15 protein-coding genes and 1 tRNA gene are annotated in these 16,014 nt (G+C 69.1%); 4 read left to right on the top strand and 12 right to left on the bottom strand.

The features are described from left to right. The first annotated feature begins 190 nt into the window (after window positions 1-190). Window positions 191-892, top strand: a complete 702-nt coding sequence (locus tag NS331_RS24675) for an enoyl-CoA hydratase/isomerase family protein (RefSeq protein ID WP_058644564.1) — start codon at window positions 191-193, stop codon at window positions 890-892. Between the two features lie 15 nt (window positions 893-907). Here NS331_RS24675 and NS331_RS24680 read toward each other — a convergent pair whose 3' ends face one another. Beyond that, complete coding sequence (locus tag NS331_RS24680) at window positions 908-1,480, bottom strand: hypothetical protein (RefSeq protein ID WP_242873883.1); 573 nt, start codon at window positions 1,478-1,480, stop codon at window positions 908-910. Window positions 1,481-1,609: 129 nt separating this feature from the next. Further along, window positions 1,610-2,881 (bottom strand): MFS transporter, encoded by a 1,272-nt coding sequence (locus tag NS331_RS24685; RefSeq protein WP_082702763.1) that lies wholly within the window; start codon window positions 2,879-2,881, stop codon window positions 1,610-1,612. Window positions 2,882-3,013: 132 nt separating this feature from the next. On the opposite strand from NS331_RS24685, the gene NS331_RS24690 reads away from it, so the two are divergent. Next, window positions 3,014-3,733 (top strand): ArsR/SmtB family transcription factor, encoded by a 720-nt coding sequence (locus tag NS331_RS24690; protein WP_058644554.1) that lies wholly within the window; start codon window positions 3,014-3,016, stop codon window positions 3,731-3,733. 39 nt (window positions 3,734-3,772) lie between these two features. On the opposite strand, the gene NS331_RS24695 is transcribed toward NS331_RS24690, so the two are convergent. The 3 genes from NS331_RS24695 to NS331_RS24705 all read right to left on the bottom strand — a co-directional run bounded on the left by NS331_RS24695 (window position 3,773) and on the right by NS331_RS24705 (window position 7,256). Further along, entirely contained in the window at window positions 3,773-6,382 is a 2,610-nt protein-coding gene (locus tag NS331_RS24695) for a response regulator (RefSeq protein WP_153013047.1), read from the bottom strand. A 306-nt stretch (window positions 6,383-6,688) separates the two neighbouring features. After that, window positions 6,689-6,940: an SWIB/MDM2 domain-containing protein gene (locus NS331_RS24700; protein ID WP_058644555.1), complete on the bottom strand. Its 252-nt coding sequence runs from the start codon at window positions 6,938-6,940 to the stop codon at window positions 6,689-6,691. Window positions 6,941-7,179: 239 nt separating this feature from the next. Then, window positions 7,180-7,256: transfer RNA gene (locus NS331_RS24705), tRNA-Arg, on the bottom strand. A 677-nt stretch (window positions 7,257-7,933) separates the two neighbouring features. Between NS331_RS24705 and NS331_RS24710 the strand changes: the two genes are divergently transcribed. After that, window positions 7,934-8,131, top strand: a complete 198-nt coding sequence (locus tag NS331_RS24710) for a hypothetical protein (RefSeq protein ID WP_058644556.1) — start codon at window positions 7,934-7,936, stop codon at window positions 8,129-8,131. A 254-nt stretch (window positions 8,132-8,385) separates the two neighbouring features. Here the strand turns inward: NS331_RS24710 and NS331_RS24715 are convergent, their stop codons facing one another. Continuing rightward, window positions 8,386-9,474: a tyrosine-type recombinase/integrase gene (locus NS331_RS24715; protein ID WP_058644557.1), complete on the bottom strand. Its 1,089-nt coding sequence runs from the start codon at window positions 9,472-9,474 to the stop codon at window positions 8,386-8,388. Beyond that, window positions 9,471-9,758 (bottom strand): hypothetical protein, encoded by a 288-nt coding sequence (locus NS331_RS24720; RefSeq protein ID WP_058644558.1) that lies wholly within the window; start codon window positions 9,756-9,758, stop codon window positions 9,471-9,473. Before NS331_RS24720 ends, NS331_RS24715 begins: the two co-directional genes overlap by 4 nt. An 11-nt stretch (window positions 9,759-9,769) precedes the next feature. Between NS331_RS24720 and NS331_RS24725 the strand changes: the two genes are divergently transcribed. Further along, window positions 9,770-10,012 (top strand): hypothetical protein, encoded by a 243-nt coding sequence (locus NS331_RS24725; RefSeq protein ID WP_058644559.1) that lies wholly within the window; start codon window positions 9,770-9,772, stop codon window positions 10,010-10,012. Between the two features lie 5 nt (window positions 10,013-10,017). Here NS331_RS24725 and NS331_RS24730 read toward each other — a convergent pair whose 3' ends face one another. The 5 genes from NS331_RS24730 to NS331_RS24745 are packed head-to-tail and all read right to left on the bottom strand — an operon-like array spanning window position 10,018 to window position 15,939. Further along, a complete protein-coding gene (locus NS331_RS24730) occupies window positions 10,018-12,042 on the bottom strand; it encodes a DNA cytosine methyltransferase (protein WP_058644560.1) in 2,025 nt (674 codons plus the stop codon). Further along, on the bottom strand, window positions 12,039-12,680 hold the full coding sequence (locus tag NS331_RS26445; RefSeq protein WP_153013049.1) for a hypothetical protein: 642 nt from the start codon (window positions 12,678-12,680) through the stop codon (window positions 12,039-12,041). Before NS331_RS26445 ends, NS331_RS24730 begins: the two co-directional genes overlap by 4 nt. After that, window positions 12,677-12,991: a KTSC domain-containing protein gene (locus tag NS331_RS24735; protein WP_058644561.1), complete on the bottom strand. Its 315-nt coding sequence runs from the start codon at window positions 12,989-12,991 to the stop codon at window positions 12,677-12,679. Before NS331_RS24735 ends, NS331_RS26445 begins: the two co-directional genes overlap by 4 nt. Before the next feature lie 30 nt (window positions 12,992-13,021). After that, the gene (locus tag NS331_RS24740; protein ID WP_058644562.1) at window positions 13,022-14,821 is read right to left on the bottom strand and encodes a lambda-exonuclease family protein; all 1,800 of its coding nucleotides are present in this window, start codon (window positions 14,819-14,821) and stop codon (window positions 13,022-13,024) included. 8 nt (window positions 14,822-14,829) lie between these two features. Then, a complete protein-coding gene (locus NS331_RS24745; protein ID WP_058644563.1) occupies window positions 14,830-15,939 on the bottom strand; it encodes a RecT family recombinase in 1,110 nt (369 codons plus the stop codon). Window positions 15,940-16,014 lie beyond the last annotated feature (75 nt).

The raw sequence follows: 16,014 nt of genomic DNA on the forward strand, positions 1-16,014 counted from the left end.
GGTGAGTGGCGCGGGCTCCGTGGGTTCGGACAGCTTTGCTTACTGGACGGAGGAAGAGCTGGTGCTGTAAGCGGCGGCGCGGTCGCTGCCGCGCATGCCGCCGCTTTGCCGCGGCGGCATGCGGGGTGGTGGGTGCATTCGCACGGAGATGGTTTCCAATGGCGGCTTCGCCAATGCTTTCCCATCGCCCATGAGCGCTCCACCCCTGCTCGTCCACCTCGACGGTGGCGTCATGACCCTGACGCTCAACCGGCCCCACAAGCTCAACGCCATCGACAACCCATTGGCGCAGGCGCTGAGCGAGGCCTTGTCAAGCGCTGCCGCGGACGCAGCCGTCCGCGCCGTGCTGGTGCTGGGCGCCGGCCGCGCCTTCTGCGCCGGGCGCGACGTGTCGGCACCGCCGACCGACCGCGACCTGGAACTGGTGCAGGCGGTCTCGCGCCAGATCGTAATGCTGGACAAGCCGGTGGTCTTCGCGGTCCACGGCTGGACGGTGGGTGCCGGCTTCGAATGGATGCTCGATGCGGACGTGGCGCTGGCCAGCGCGGATGCGCGCTTCAAGCTGCCCGAAGCCTCGCTGGGCGTGTTCGTGACCGGCGGGCTGACGGCCACACTGACAGCCAGTGCCGGCCTGGCCCGCGCCAAGGCCACGATGCTGCTGGGCGAGGCCTTCGGCGCCGACGAGGCGCAGGCCTGGGGCCTGCTGTGGCGCGTGGTGCCGCCCGACGCGCTGGAGGCCACGGCGCGCGAAGCCGCTCAGCGTCTGGCCCTGCTGAAGCCGGAGGTGGCGGCGCGCTTCAAGCGGGTGCTGAACGAGGTGGGACTTGCCCGGTTCGACCGGGCCATCGCGCTGGAGAACGCGGCCCAGCAGGCCTTGCAGACCGGCGGCTGAGGCGGCCCCCGCCTCTCAGCCGCCCGGGCAGGCCGTGCTCAGGCCATCGAGGCCCTGGGCCTCCACCTTGAAGGTGGCGCCGCCCTGGCGGGGCAGCGTCAGCACGTAGATGCTGTCGAAATCGGCGCCACGCCAGGCCGGCACCTGCGCGGGATCGGCACCCCGTGCCTGCAGGACGGAACGTGCCAGGGCCTGGAGCTTGTGGTGCTCCCAGGCGACGAACAGGGTCTGGCCGTCGTGCTCGGGCCGCAGCAGTTCGGCTTGCAGGCCCACGATGTCGTGCCAGGCCCAGCGGGTGTCGACCGGCATGCCCAGGCGGATGGCCGTGGGCTCGATGGTCGCCAGCGGGCGGATGTAGTTGTAGGGCCGGCCGAGGTCGTCCTTCACGGCACCGGGATCCGGCGCATACAGCCCGGCGGGCCGCCCGTAGGCCGCCAGCAGCACCTTCGGCAAGGCCAGCGCGCGGTTGAGGCCCTGGCAGTCGAGTTGGCCCAGCCCCTCGGCCGGCTTCTCGCCATGGCGGAACATGACCAGGCGGATGTCGGCATGGGCGGCTGCCGCCGCAGCGAGCAGCAGGAGGGATGTCACGAGCCGCAGGGGCAGGGCAGGGAGCGGGGGGCGGTTCTGGCGCGGCATGGACGCATCCTACGTCGGCGGGGGCCGCCCAGGGCCGGCGCTGCCGCGGGGCGGCGGCGGGTGACGGGCGATGGGCCGCAGTCAGCGATGCAGACCCCGGCCCCGCAGCAGGCATGCCGCCGCAGCAAGCTGAAGCAGGCAGACCACGGCAAAACACGCCGGGGCGCCGCCGGTCGGCGCCGGACCTGCAATGCCGGCTGCAGTGCCGGCGATCAGCGCGGCCATCGCGGCCGGCGCGAAGGCATACAGCGCCTGCGACAGCGCCACGCTGCGTGCTACCACGCGGGCGACGTCGGGCGCAGCGAATTCGGCCTGTGCGATCAGCGGCGGCATGGAGGTGGCGTTGCCGATGCCCAGCCCGAACAGCACGATGCCCACGGCGAACACCGCCAGGTGGCCTGGCCCGGCCAGGCCCAGCATCAGCGTGCCGCCCGCCTGCACCAGGTAGCTGGCTGCGGCGGCGCGCCGCCGGTCCGTGCCGCGGCGCAACCACTTCGCCATGACCAGCCGGCCCACGATGGCGCAGCCGGTGGCCAGTGCCATGAGTGCGCCCGCCAGCCGCGCCCCCGTGCTCGGTGCCATCAGCGCGAACAGCTGGGCGATGAGGCCGATCTGCGCGAACAGACCCAGGGACATGGCCGCCGCCAGGGTGAGGAAGCGGCGGTCCCGCCGCAGGACCGGCGCGGTGGGCGCAAGCGGCCGCGTTCCCCAAGCCTGACCGCAGGCCATGGCCGTCGTCGCGCCCACGTGGTCCGAACCATGGGGCGTCCAGGCCAGTTCGCGTGTGGCCAGGGACAGCAGGACGACGACGAGCGCCAGTCCCACCATCAGGGCCGCCGCCGGAAATCCCGCGCGCTCGATCAGCACCGCCCACAGCGGCGCGAACAGCACGCCCCCGACACTCGCGCCGTTGTAGGCCTCGGACAGGGCCAGCGGCCGTTGCGCCACGAACCAGCGCGCAATGATGGCGTTGATGCCCGCGGCGCCCAGCGGAACCCAGCCGGCGCCGGTGAAGAGGGCCGCGACGAACAGCTGCCATGGCCGGGCCGCACCGGCCCAGCCGAGCACACCCGCGGCCAGCAGCAGCGCGGCAGCCGACGTGGTGGCGGCAATGCCCAGCCGCTGGTGGAGATGGGGCAACCCGGCGACGACCGCGGCACCGAACAGGAAATGCACGGTGACCGCACCGGACACCAGCGTCAGCGGCCAGCCGGTGCGCGCCATCACCGCATGCAGAAAGACCGGCGGACCGTAGAAGCCCACGCCCCAGCCGAACAGCGCGACCACGAAGGCGGCGCGGATGACCGCGGCGCGGTGCGGACAGGGAAAGATGGGCGAAGGCAACGGGTTCATGGGGCAGTCCGAGGGCAGGGCGGCACAGGCCGCGATGCACGGATGCTGCGGCCGCAGGCGCCGTCGACACTTCGCCCCGGAGCAAAGCATCCGTACGCCAGGTGCCTTACGCTTCATGCCGAGGCCAATGCCATGAACACCAACCAGATTGCCCGGATCGGCTCGCTCATCGGCGAGCCAGCACGCGCCGCGATGCTGCTGCAGCTGATGGACGGGCGCATGCTCACGGCCACCGAGCTCGCGCGGGCGGCCGGCGTGTCCGCGCCCACCGGCAGCCGCCATCTGGCCCTGATGGTGGAGGCTGGCCTGCTGTGCGTGGCGCAGCGTGGCCGGCATCGCTACCACCGGCTTGCATCCGCCGAGGTGGCCCGCGTGCTCGAAGGCGTCATGCGGCTGGCCGGCATGCCGGCTGCCGTCCGGCCGCTCGCCGTCGGCCCGCGCGACGAGGCGATGCGCATGGCCCGCATGTGCTACGACCACATCGCTGGCCGCCTGGGCCTGGCCATGGCCGAGGCGCTGCTTGCGGCGCGGGCCATCGAGTTCGACGGCGATGGCGGCCAGCTCACCGAGCGCGCCCCCGAGGTGCTGGCGCAATGGGGCCTGGCCCTGGACGTGCAAGCTGCCGGGTCCCGCCGGGGGCGACCCGATTGCCGGCCCTGCCTGGACTGGAGCGAGCGCAAGGCGCACCTCGCGGGCCGGCTCGGGGCCATGCTCTGCCGGCACTGCCTCGACCAGGGCTGGCTCAGCCGCGCGGCGGGCGGCCGGGCACTGACGGCCTCGCCCGAGGGCGTGCGCGTGTTCCGCGACCTGCTCGGGCTGCAGGCCTGGCGGCGTGTGACGGAGCCGGCCTGACGGACGCTGGGTGAACGGTGCGGCCGGCGGGGCCGCCGATCAGGCGCGCGGCCGTGGCCGGACCAGCGCCACCACCTTCTGCGCGAACTGCTGGATATCGAAGGGCTTGGTCAGGATCTGCATGCCCGGCGGCAGTTGGCCATGGCTGAGCACCGCCGTTTCGGCATAGCCGGTGACGAACAGGATCTGCAGGTCCGGGCGCAGCGTCCGGGCCGCGTCCGCCACTTGCCGGCCGTTCATGCCGCCCGGCAGGCCGACGTCGGTGACCAATAGGGCCACCTCGCGTTCGGCCTGCAGGCGTTCCAGCGCCTGGCCGCCGTGGGCGGCCTGCAGCACCCGGTAGCCCATTTCCTGAAGCACCTCGGCCATCAGCGTTCGCATCGCCGCCTCGTCGTCCACCACCAGGATGGTTTCGCCGAGCCCGACGTTCTGCAGCGCCTGTCCCGCCATCGCCGGCACCACGGCTGCCGGCGCCTCGCCGAGGTGCCGCGGCAGAAGCAGGCGCACCGCGGTGCCGGCACCCACGACAGAGTCGATGCGCACCTGGCCGCCCGACTGACGGGCGAAGCCGTAGACCATCGACAGCCCGAGCCCGGTGCCCAGGCCGATGGGCTTGGTGGTGAAGAAGGGATCGAAGGCGCGTGCCACCACCTCGGCCGGCATGCCGCAGCCGTCGTCGCTGACCGAGATGGCCACGTACTGGCCGGGCGACATCTCCTCGATACGCCCCGTATGGGCATCAACGGCCAGGTTCGCCGTCTCGATGCGCAGATGGCCGCCGTCGGGCATGGCGTCGCGTGCGTTGATGCACAGGTTCAGCAGCGCGTTCTCCAGCTGCCCCGGGTCGGCATGGACGCACCACACGCCGGTGCCTGCCTGCACCGCCAGTGCCACCTGCGGCCCGATGGTGCGGCGCACCAGGTCTTCGAAGCCACCGATGAGCTGGTTGACGTCGACCGCCTTCGGCTCCAGGGTCTGCCGGCGCGAGAAGGCGAGCAGCCGATGCGTCAGCGCCGCCGCGCGCCGGGTGGCCGTCTGCGCCACGTCGACATAGCGCGCGACGATGTCCTCGTGGCCCATGCGCCGCTTGAGCAGTTCCAGGCTCCCGGAGATCGCACCGAGCAGATTGTTGAAGTCGTGCGCGAGTCCGCCGGTGAGCTGGCCCACGGCTTCCATCTTCTGGGACTGGCGCAGTTCGGCCTCGGACTTCATCAGTTCCGCCGTGCGTTGCTGCACCTGCAGTTCCAGCGAGTTGGCCAGGGCATGCAGCTTCTCCTCGGCCCGCCGGCGCTCGATGGCGTGGCGCGTCTTGTGGGCGACTTCGCGCACCAGGCCCGTCTCTTCGGCGGTCCAGTAGCGCTCGGTGGCCTGCGCCAGGTAGAGCACGGCGACCAGTTGCCCGCCTTCGCTCACGGGCACGTTGATGAAGGCGCGCGCGCCGATGCGCATCAGGGCCTCGGCCCTGTCGCGGGTGCGCGGGTCGGTGCAGGCGTCGGCCAGCACCACCGTCTCGCCGCGCTTCAGGTCCTCGAAGTAGGCGCCGAAGTCGCCGAAGCGGAAGCGGCCTTCGAGCGTGGTGCTGTGGGCGTCGTCGGCCGTCCAGTCGCGCTCGATGGTGATGGACTCGGCGACGGGATCGACCAGCCCGTAGCCTGCGCGCGTGACCTCCAGCGTGCGGCCGAGGGCCTCCGCGGCGCCGTAGGCGATGTCCGCGAGCCCCGACCGGGCTCGGTACACCCGGCTGTCCAGGTACTCGAGCAGTTCGCCCCGGCGCCGGGCAAGCATGGTGTCGGTGATCTCCTGCGAGATGCCGGTCATCCGCACGGGGCGGCCGTCGGCGCCGCACTCCAGCCGGCCCATCACGCGCACCCAGGCCAGTTGGCCGTCGGTGCGCAGGATGCGGTATTCGATGCGGTAGTCCTCGCCCGTGGCGACCGTGTGTGCCACGGCCGACTGCATGCGCTGCTGGTCGTGCGGATGCACCGCCGCAAGCAGTTCGGCATAGGGAAAGCCGAGCGCCACGTCGCGGCCGAAGTTGCGCTTGCAGTGGTCGGAGGCATAGAGCTGCTGCGTGGCCAGTTCGAGCTGCCAGATGCCGATGCCACCGGCCTCGGCGGCGGCCTTGAAGCGGGCCTCGCCGGCGCTCAGCTCTTCTTCGCGCACGGTCAGCGCCGCGGCCAGGCGCTCCGTCTCGACGCGCGCGATGCCGAGCGCGGCTTCCGCCTGTGCGCGCGAGCGCCGCTCCTGCACCTCGCGCAGCGCGCGTTCGAGCACCAGCGGCAGGCGGGCGAGGCGGCCCTTGCTCACGTAGTCGGTGGCGCCGCTGCGGATGAGCTCGGCCACGTTGTCCTCGCCGACGATGCCCGATACGAAGATGAAGGGAACGTATGGCGCCTTCTCACGGGCGAGGGCGAGCGCGCTCAGACCGTCGTAGGCGCCCAGGCTGTGGTCTGACAGGATGACATCGAAGCCGCCTTGTGCCAGGAGCGCCTCGAAGCCGGGGCCGTCGCGGGCGGTGCGCAAGGTGGCGCGGGGGCAGAAGCGCAGCAACTCCTCGCGCAGGAGTTCGGCGTCGAAGGCGGAGTCTTCCAGCAGCAGCACGGCCAGCGGCGTCTGCTGCAGTCCCTGGCCTGCGTACCCGGAGGTCACGGCAAAGGCCCCTGGGTCGCGCAAAGAGGCAAGGGCGGAAGGCGGCGCGCGCCCATCCGCGATGGCGTGCCAGCGGACCGTTTTGCGTGATTGCGCACCAGTGGGACTCCCTCTCGGATGTTAAGGGCGATGCCAGGCCGAGGGCCACTGCCGTCTCTACCCGGATCGCCGCCGCGCAGCATAGCCGTTGCGGGCAAAAAAAGACCTGCGAGCGCAGGTCCTTGGCGGGCTGGAGGCGCATCGCCCGGCATGCAGGAGACGAAAGGCCGGCACTCGGCCGGCCTTGCGAAGCCGGGCGGTCCGGCGTCAGCTAAGGTGCTTGCCGACCAGGCCGGTCATCTCGAACATGGTGACTTCGTCCTTGCCCATCACCGCCTTGAGCTTGGCGTCGCACAGGATGTTGCGCTTGTTGGCGGGGTTCTGGAGGTTGTGGGCCTTGATGTAGTCCCAAACCAGCTTGGTGACCTGGGTACGCGGCTGCGGCTGCGCGCCGATGATCGCGGCCAGTTCGGCGCTGGGGGTCATGGGACGTGCGAAGCCGCTCTTGGTTTCTGCCATTGGGTTCCTTTGGAAAACCCCGGAGTCTACGGAAGCGCGCGGAGGCGGGGCCGGGGAGGTGATGAAGAACGGCATTCGGCGGGGTCGTTCGGCGCCTGCGGGCGCCGCGGCGGAGTGGGTGCATCATCACCGGCGCTGCCTGGGTCCTCGACATGATCGAGAAGCCGGAGCCGGCCTCCTGATCGTCCCAGCCGATGCCCGGCGCCCGGCCGGATGGCGCATTTTCAGAGGGGAAACGATGGCCTGCCCGGAGGGGCTCGAACCCCCGACCTGCTGCTTAGAAGGCAGCTGCTCTATCCAGTTGAGCTACGGGCAGTGATGCAGGCGATGCGATCTTGCCGCCGGGAGGCGGCGCCGACGCGGCAAACTGGCGCCGCCCGACGTGCGAAGCCCGCGATTGTAGAGGGCCGCAGCAACTGCAACGGGGTGGATGGAGGGTGGACCGTGCGAGGACGACGCGTGCCACAAGGCCGTCGCGCGTCCTCGCTCAGCCCATCCGCATTGCCACTACCGCAACAAGGCAGACCACCAGCACCGCCAGCACCGCCTTGCCGATGCGATCGGCCCGCTGGCGAGCCGCGAACTTTTTGTGATCCATGCCTGAACTTTCCTTCCTGTGACGTGGCGTCGGCCTGTCGGGTCGCGCGGGTGAGATACGCAAACGGGCTGTTTCCAAGTCGGGGGCCGACCTTAAGCGACGCAGTCCGGGTGGCTCGGCGCCCTTGGAGCGAGCTTGCGGTGCTCTGGTCGCGTGTCCGGAACGGACTGGATTTTACGAATGATCGTTAAATCTTTCTGAATTCTTTGTCCTCATCCGGATAGGTGAAGCACAAGCAGCCGAAAGTACACACAGGACCGGCTTTCGACTGCCGCCCTAGGAGAAGGCGCACAGCAGTAGGTGAAAGCGCTACGTCAGAACGGTGAAGGCCGGAATGGTCAAGCGCGTTGTTTTCTGCAAAGCTCCGTCTCACAGTACAACAAAGGAGACAAGCCATGTGGATTCCCGTCGTTCTTGCCCTGCTGGCACTCGAAGTCGTGGCCTTGCTGTTCTTCATGGGTCTGACGTGGGCCAGCCACCGCGGCGACATGCTCGACAAGGGCATGCGCCTCCACCGCCGCGAAGCCAAGCGCCTGCGCCGCAGCCAGCACCACGATCTGCGCCATCCGCATGGGTCGCTGATCGCACACTGACTGCGCCGAAGGCACAGGCCCTGGGCGGCGCCATCGGCGCTCGCCCAACGAAAAATGCCCGCCACGACTCACGTCAAGGCGGGCATTCCCGTTTTCTGGTCGGAGCGGCGGGATTCGAACTCGCGACCCTCTGCTCCCAAAGCAGCCCTTCAAACCATTGAAATCAACGGCTTAGCTCGTTTCTGTCTAACTTCTGGACGCCCGCTTTTCGGCCGACTTCCGAGTGGAGCCGAAACCGAAGTTAGACAGCTTCGCTACCGTGTCGCGCCTACCTGGCGGGCTTTCTTTTGGCGCACGTAGTCGGCCGTCTGCGACTCGGTGGAGTGGCCGCCCATCCGCTGGGCCTTGCGGATGCCTTCCACCTCCTCGACGTCCGTCAGCGCCTTGGCGCGTAGGTCGTGGAAGTGGGCGTTCTTCACGCCTGCACGGTCCCGGGCCCGCGTCCAAGCAGTCGATGCGCCGTCGTAGGTGTAGCGCTGGCCGTTGAGCTTGCTGAACACCCAGATCGAGCTGACGGGCTTCACCTTGCCCGGCTCGCCGGCCTTGGCCGGCAGCGCCGGTGGGTTCTTCAGCCGCTCCACCAGCGCCTTCAGCCGCGGCGTCCACTTGATAGTGATGCGCACGCCAGTGCTGTCTTCGGTCTTGCTGGGCTCGAAGTGGATGCCGTCTTGGCGGATGTCCGACCAAGTCAGCGAGAGCAGGTCGCCGATGCGCTGGCCTGTGAGATAGGCCATGTCCATCAGGCAGCAGATGGTGAAGCCCGAGCGCGTACGCAGGCCGTCAGCGCCCCGCATGGCGGCGGCCTTGATGCGGCGCACCTCCGAATCGGTCAGGTACCGTGTGCGGGCCTTGGTGGCCATCGTTGGCACTGAGTCGACCGGGTTGGAGCCGGCCGGCCGCATGTCTTTCGACTCGGCGTAGCGCAGGCGCTCACGCAGCGCCGTGCGGTAGGCGTTGTAGCTGCGCGGCATGCTGCGGAACTGCTTCAGGAACTCGGCCACGACCTTGGGCGTGATCTGGGCCGCCTTGAACTCGGCGAAGGCCTCGGAGATCACGCGGTTGTGCGTGCGGTCGTTGGCCTGCGTCTTGGGCTTGTGCCGGCTGCCGATATCCTTCATCCAGTCCTCGCACACCTTGGGCATGCGGTCGTTACCGGAGATTTCGTCTGCGCCCAGCTTTGCGAGGGCGGCGTACATGGCCGGCAGCCCGTCTTTGACGGCCGACAGGCGGATCCATCGTCGCTTCGGACCCTCGGCCTTCACGCGGTAGAACGAGCCGTGTTTCTCGAAGACGCCGACTGGGAGCGCGGCGCGCTTCTTCCTGGGAGCAGGCTGGGGCTTCATCGGGTGATTGGGCGCAGGCGGGGTTCGGACTGGCCGGCGGATTCTCGGTCGGCCCTTCCGCCGGCACACACCGCCAAGTAGTGGGCGCGCTCCAGGATCACCTCGCCAGTGAGCCGCGAGCGGCGTGCGCGCCAGAAGCCCTGTCGGATCAACTCCTCGTGCTGCTCGTGCGCGCGACGATAGCCGCCGGTCACCTGAACCAGCTCATCGGGGGACAGGACAAGTTCGAATCGGGCTTCGTTCGCCGGCGGTTTGGTGATGTCTACGTCAGGATGGCGGTTCATACTGAGGCCTCATGAGCAGATCGACTCGCACCGCCAGAGAACTGCACCGGCTGGTGCTGGAGCGCATCGAGCGCCTTCCAGGCCTGGAAGGGCTGCAGACGGACATCCACCGAGGCGCAGTGGTGGGCACGGGTGGACACGGCGACGAGGCCCCGAACTGGACCATCCGCACGGCGGTGCCGCCAAGCGGGTGGCGCCTGGACGTGGCCCGCGTCATCCGTGAGCTGCAGATGCGGTACGACCTGGACGAGTAGCTTGGTCACGCGGCAACCTTGTAGATCAGCGCCTCATGGGCAAAGTTTGCCCGCACCAGCGCCTCAGCCACCGGCGGGCTGACGCTGTTACCGCACATGCGCACCTGAGCCGTGGCCGACAGCGGGATGCGTGGGACGGCCAGCGGGTCGGCCGCTTGCACGCCATCGGCGAATAGGCGCTTCGGGTCCGGGATCTCATCAATGACGTAGCGAGCGGGGAAGCCCTGGGCGTTGAACAGTTCGCGCGGCTTCAGCATGCGCAGCGTGATGTCGACCAGCACCCACCAAGTGCCCTCGTGCGACATCAGGACCATGTCGGCCACCTCGGGGAACTGCTCCGGCAGGTGCTCATGCAGCAGCGCGGCGCACTGGCGCGCGCGGGCCCGGTGCTCGGGCGCGAGCGCCGCGGCGGGCACCTGCTGCACTTCGACCAGGCCCATTCGGCCCTTGGTGGGCAGCGTGTGCATCGGGCTGCCGGCCGGCGCATCCTGGCCGCCGCTGCTGTAGTACTTCACGAGGTAGGCCATCACCAGCTGCTGATTGCTGCCCGCAGCGGTGATGGTGGACATGGGCGCGTCCGCGCTGCGGCCCTCGCCGGCATAGAAGCCGCCGTTGGCCTGCTCCATGCACGCGGCCACGATGGCGCTCGTGGCGCCGCTGGCTGTGACGGTGTTCAGCGGCACCTCCATCGACCGGATGCCGTGGCTGAAGCGGCGGCCGGGGACCTTGCCCTCGCCGTGGCCCATGTCCACCAGGTGGGCGGCGACCATGCCGAGGGGCGCGCAGCCTCCTGGGCGCTTGATGAAGCTGTTGGCCGTCACGGTCGGCATCGGCTCATCCATACATGCGCCGCTGCTGCCCATGCGGAACTTGGTGATATGCATGGCCGCCATCGCATGGTGCGTGCCTCCAGCCGAAACCGTCGACAGAGGCTGGCGCACGTCGTCGCCCTGCAGGTGCGATTCCTCGGTGCCGCGCAGCGGCGCCATGACCGGCGCTACGACCGAAAAGTGTCCGCCCTTTACCTGGGCGCACTGCGTGCGCAATGGCTCGTTCGCCGCCATGGTCCGCTGGTTGCTGGCGTTGGCGTGCTCCGTGATGAAGGGTGCCAACGTCGGCGCGACCACTGCGCGATGGTTGTCCGCCGTCAGCGTGCCCAGCGGCGCGCCCATGCTCTGAGGCTTGCCCGCATAGGTCGGGCCACCGGCGCCGACGATGAACGGACTGGCGCTGGTCAGCACGTGCCGCCACAGGCCCTTAGCCACGCGGCGCTGCGTGTTCGTGGCCAGCGGGCGCGCCCGGCCGAAGATGCTCACGCCCTGCAGCTGAAAGTCGATGCACTCGGCCGCCGTGCGGTAGGCCGCCAGTTCCCCGGCCAGCACGCGGCGGTCGGTGGGCTCGGCATGCGTCTTCTCAGGCCAGATGATCGGCAAGCCGTCCCGGCGGGCCACGAGGAAGAGCCGCTTGCGGATGGTGGGCGCGCCCTGGTCGCACGCGCGGATCTCTCGCCAGTCCACGGCGTAGCCGTGCCCGCGCAGCTGGCGCACGAACGACTCGAAGGTCTTGCCGCGGCGCGCCGGGTCCGGCCTGGCCGTGCCGTCGGCGCCCACGATGAGCGGGCCCCAGGTCTGGAATTCCTCCACGTTCTCCAGCATCAGCACGCGCGGCTTCGTCGTTGCGATCCAGCGCATGCCCACCCAGGCCAGGCCGCGGATGTGCTTGCTGACCGGCGTGCCGCCCTTGGCCTTGCTGAAGTGCTTGCAGTCGGGCGAGAGCCAAACCAAACCCACCGGCTGGTTGCGCGTGACCTCGATAGGGTTCACGTCCCACACCGACTCGCACAGGTGGTGCGTGTGCGGGTGGTTGATGGCGTGCATCGCCAAGGCCTCGGGGTCATGGTTGATGGCGATGTCCACGGGGCGGCCGAATGCTGCTTCCAGGCCCTCAGACGTTCCGCCACCGCCCGCGAAGTTGTCGATGATGAGCTCGCGGCCCAAGTCCAACTGGAGGGTGAAATCGTCACGCTTCATTCGGCGACCCCATCCTGCATACTCCAATCACTTAGGAGGGGTTGGGAATGGCGCCGGAAACATGGATCAACGCTGCAAATGCGGTAGGCACGTGTATGGCCGTTCTTGTTGCGTTGTGGCTTGGCCATAGGGCCAACAGCAGGGCTGCCGCGGAAGCGCGGCTTCGCGCGAGGCTCGCGGCAGCGAGCATTTCCGCGCGCCTGTCGAGCGTCTCTCAGCAGATCCACTCTGTCTCGTTTGCCGCAGTCTTTCTCGATATAACGATTCCGGAGCACGAGGCGCGAGTTGAGGCCATCTTTCGAATCGCTCGGACGGTTGAGGGCATTCGCTTTCGACCGGATGACAACGTGCTTTTCGCGCTCACAGGCCTCGAAACCAACTGCGCACATCGCATTGCTCGAGCCTTTGACTACGTTGAGCGAGTTCGCCTTCAAACTCAAGCGCTTAGCCGATCTGCGGTAGAGGAGGCAAGCCCAGGCGATGTTGCGCGACTGCTTGAGAGACTGGGAGGAGATCTTGACTCCGCAAATGACCTTTTGAATGTCGCGCTGCCAGAGTGCATAGCTGCAACGGACCTCGGCGCGCCGCTGCCGAGCGGCGAGGAACTTTACGGAGATGGGGGGCAGTAGGCGCATCATGCCGTCGCTTCCCCGCCGCTCCTTGTTGTCGCATTTGTTCGCGCGGGGAACTTGTCGAAAGGCAGCGGCTTGATGTGCTCGCCGAAGAACTTGCCCTTCGACTCGGCGGCCATGAACTCGGCGTGCAGCTCGGGCTCCACGTTTGGGTAGTGGTAGACGTGGCCGGGCCCGCGCGTGAAGGTCAGGGCCAGCGTCTTCGTGGCGGCGTCGTAGCCGATGGTGGCGACCTGGTTGGATTCGACGTTGATGGCCTGAATGGCGACGTAGGGCTTATCGGAGAGGGCGGCGGGGGCGGTGAACTGGCGGGGCATGAAGGGCTCCTGGGTAGATGGTGGGAAGGGTTAGGCGGCCTGGCGCTGCTGGTGCGCGGTCTTGGCTTCGGCGGCGCGGCGCATCACGGCGTCGCAGATCGCGGGGAACTGGCTCTCGTGGTAGAGCGTGGCGGCGCGCTCGCGGCCTGCTGGCTCGATGCCCATGCCGCGCAGTTGCTCGGCGGTGAGGGTCCAGCCCAAGCGCTCGCCGATGGCGCCGATGCGAAGAGTGGGCGGGCCGGCGGGCGCTTCGTTCGCTGCCGGCGCGACCGTGGCCACCGGTTGAAGTTCGGGCGCGGGTTGCAGTGCCGGCGGAGGCGCGACGGGCGCGGGCGGCGCGGGCGTGGGCATTTGCCGCTGACGCTCGGCTTCGGCGGCTGCCTGCGCAGCGCGGGCGCGCTCTTCCTCCTCGGCCCGGATCCGTGCGCGATCAGCCTCCAGCTTCGCCGCCGCTTCGGCCTCAGCCCTCTCGCGCTCTTCGGCCGCGATGCGCTCGCGCTGGGCCTGCAGCCTGGCCTCGTCGTCCGCCTTGCGCTTCGCCACGCGGGCCTGCACCTGGGCTTCGCAGTCCTCGGGTGCCTTCAGAACCAGCACGCCCTCGTCGGGAAACATGCCGGTGTAGCCGCCGGCCAGGTTGCGGATGGTGTCCAGGTTCGTCTGGATGCGGTCGGCGATCTCGTTGGCGGCGATCTTGGCGCGGGCCAGTTCGGTCGCCACAGCGTCGCGCATGCTGTCGAGGTTCTTCTTGCCCTTGATGGCGCCGCCGAAATCTGCGTCGATGGTGGGCATGTAGGGGCGGCCGGTGCGCTTGTTCAGCGCGTCGACGTGGGCACGCAGGGCGGCCACGCCGTTGGCGACGATCTCGCCGCGCAGCTGTTCCTTTCGCTGGGCCACCAGCTTCTCGCGTTGCAGGCGGGTAGTGCGGGCCAGGCCGCGGTAGTCGGCCACGAGGCGGCGCATGGTGTCCACGTCGGCCAGCTGGGCCAAGGCGTTGGACTCGGAGGCCTCCAGCGCGTCCTCAGCGCGCTTCAGCGCCTTGCAGGCAGCCTCGGTGTCGGCGAATTCCTGGTCGGTGCTGGGCTCGGCCGGAATGCGGTCGATGAAGGCTTTCAGCGCATCGCCGAAGGCCGGCAGGTTCGACACGATCTGCAGGCCGCCCTGCACCTGCACGCTGACGGCGGGCAGCGCATCCATCGGAGCGGCGACCACGGGCGCGGGCTTCGGGGCCTCGGGCACGTAGGCGGCCACGTCCTGCTCCAGTTGATCCCAGCCGGCCACGATGCGGGCGCGCAGAGCGAGGTTCGGCTCGTAGAAGCAGTGGCGCTCTTCGATCAGCGTACCGTCTTCGCCCCACTTCGAGGCCATGAACAGCACGCGCTCGATGGAGGGGCAGACCATGCACTGGTGCTCCATCTGCACCTGGTAGGCCATGGGCAGGTCGGCGCCGGTGCAGCCTTCGACCATCGCGGCGCGAAGCGTGTCGTTCAGGGCCTTGTGCTCGAAGGCCTGGTCTTCCATGAGCGTCAGGCCGTCGAAGCTCGCAGAGTAGGGCCCGAGGTCGGCCACGCCCACCAGCGGCGACAGCTCTTCGCCCAGGATCTGCTCGGCCAGCGGGCGGGCCAGCGCCTCGGCGCGGTGGCCCATGTCGAAGCGGCGCTGCTGCGCAGCATCGACCTCGGCGGTCAGGCCGGTGGCGCGCTCGCGGACGAGCTCGGCGCGGGTCTTGTACGGGCTGCAGCCCATCATGGCCGGCGCGTCGCTGGCGTTGAAGTGCTGGGCACGGTGGGCATGCCACTCGGGCGTGCCCTGGATGAGGGTGACGATCTGCATGGTGGACCTCAGAAGGGCGGAAGTTCGTTGCGGCGCTGCTCAATGAGCGCGGCCAGGTCGGCGCGGTGCTGGGGGTCGGCGATGGCGCCGATGTGCTCATCCAGGCCCGACAGGTGCTCCTGCGTCTCTGCGGTATGGATGAGGGCGGCGATCTCCGCGAAGGTCTTTTCCTGCGGAGCGGTAGCCGCGGGCGCTTCCTTCGGCTGCACGTCCGTGGCGGTAGCCGCGGGATCGGCCTTGACCGCCTTCAGCTTTGCGATCTGCTCGGTCGTGAAGGGCTCGCCGCGGGCCGCGACGAACTGAACGTAGGCATCCGCGACCTTGCGGCCCGTGCGTATCGTCTCGGCCCACTTCGGGAAGTTGGTATCGAACTTCACCTGGTCGTAGCTGGCCGGCGGCGGCGGGGGCGGCGGCTCGACCACCTCGGCCTGGCCCATGAACTTCTCGGTGGGCTCGGCCAACTCGTCAGGCGTGTACACGCCGAGGATCACGTCAGGCGCGTAGAGCCGCGACCAGCGCTTCTGCGCCAGGTAGGCCAGCTGCTGCTTCGGGTCTTCGGTCCACAGCGTGGAGTTGCGGGTGCGCGCCTGGGTCAGCAGTAATTCCAGCACGCGGGGCTCGGTCTCGCCCTTGATCGTGGCCCACACGCGCACGCCCAGGCCATGCTCGTCTGCCTGCTGCCAGGCGGGGACGATGTACTTCTTGGGATAGCCGTTGTCGTCCTTCTTGGTCTTGGACTCGACCTCCTTGAAACGGCCGACAATCTTTGTCCAGTCGCCAAACCAGTCGAAGTGGAAGCGGTCCTTGACGACGCCGCTGTTGTTGATGACCGCGGCCACCAGCTGCGCCTCATAGCCCAGGGTGCCATTCACCAGGTGCGTTTTCTGCGCTACCGCGAAGGGGTTCATGGCCCACTGCATGGCCTGCAGGGTGATGGCGAAGCAGTCCCCCATGTTGCCGCGCAGGTGCTGCGGGACGGTGGTCTTGCCGCTGGCCATGAGGTCGGCCACGCGTTCGATGCGAGCCATGGCCGGCTCGTTCAGCAGCAGTGCGCCAGCGGAAGCGCCAGTGAAGCTGGCCAGCTCCGTGCCGGGTGTGCGTTCGGTGACGGCGTTCATTGCAGGAGTCCCTTCACGAAGTCCACGAGCTCGGGGCTGTACATGCCGAGTGCGATGGCGACCAGCGCGGCCGCG

The sequence above is a fragment of the Pseudacidovorax intermedius genome (genome assembly GCF_001476815.1).
GTDB lineage: Bacteria > Pseudomonadota > Gammaproteobacteria > Burkholderiales > Burkholderiaceae_C > Xenophilus > Xenophilus intermedius_A.

Excerpts from the sequence above, each read along its gene's own strand:
- NS331_RS24730 (WP_058644560.1), bottom strand. The coding sequence starts at position 12,042 with ATGAAGCGTGACGATTTCACCCTCCAGTTGGACTTGGGCCGCGAGCTC.
- NS331_RS24720 (WP_058644558.1), bottom strand. The coding sequence starts at position 9,758 with ATGAACCGCCATCCTGACGTAGACATCACCAAACCGCCGGCGAACGAA.
- NS331_RS24745 (WP_058644563.1), bottom strand. The coding sequence starts at position 15,939 with ATGAACGCCGTCACCGAACGCACACCCGGCACGGAGCTGGCCAGCTTC.
- NS331_RS26445 (WP_153013049.1), bottom strand. The coding sequence starts at position 12,680 with ATGATGCGCCTACTGCCCCCCATCTCCGTAAAGTTCCTCGCCGCTCGG.
- NS331_RS24685 (WP_082702763.1), bottom strand. The coding sequence starts at position 2,881 with ATGAACCCGTTGCCTTCGCCCATCTTTCCCTGTCCGCACCGCGCCGCG.
- NS331_RS24690 (WP_058644554.1), top strand. The coding sequence starts at position 3,014 with ATGAACACCAACCAGATTGCCCGGATCGGCTCGCTCATCGGCGAGCCA.
- NS331_RS24700 (WP_058644555.1), bottom strand. The coding sequence starts at position 6,940 with ATGGCAGAAACCAAGAGCGGCTTCGCACGTCCCATGACCCCCAGCGCC.
- NS331_RS24735 (WP_058644561.1), bottom strand. The coding sequence starts at position 12,991 with ATGCCCCGCCAGTTCACCGCCCCCGCCGCCCTCTCCGATAAGCCCTAC.
- NS331_RS24725 (WP_058644559.1), top strand. The coding sequence starts at position 9,770 with ATGAGCAGATCGACTCGCACCGCCAGAGAACTGCACCGGCTGGTGCTG.
- NS331_RS24715 (WP_058644557.1), bottom strand. The coding sequence starts at position 9,474 with ATGAAGCCCCAGCCTGCTCCCAGGAAGAAGCGCGCCGCGCTCCCAGTC.
- NS331_RS24675 (WP_058644564.1), top strand. The coding sequence starts at position 191 with ATGAGCGCTCCACCCCTGCTCGTCCACCTCGACGGTGGCGTCATGACC.
- NS331_RS24710 (WP_058644556.1), top strand. The coding sequence starts at position 7,934 with ATGTGGATTCCCGTCGTTCTTGCCCTGCTGGCACTCGAAGTCGTGGCC.
- NS331_RS24740 (WP_058644562.1), bottom strand. The coding sequence starts at position 14,821 with ATGCAGATCGTCACCCTCATCCAGGGCACGCCCGAGTGGCATGCCCAC.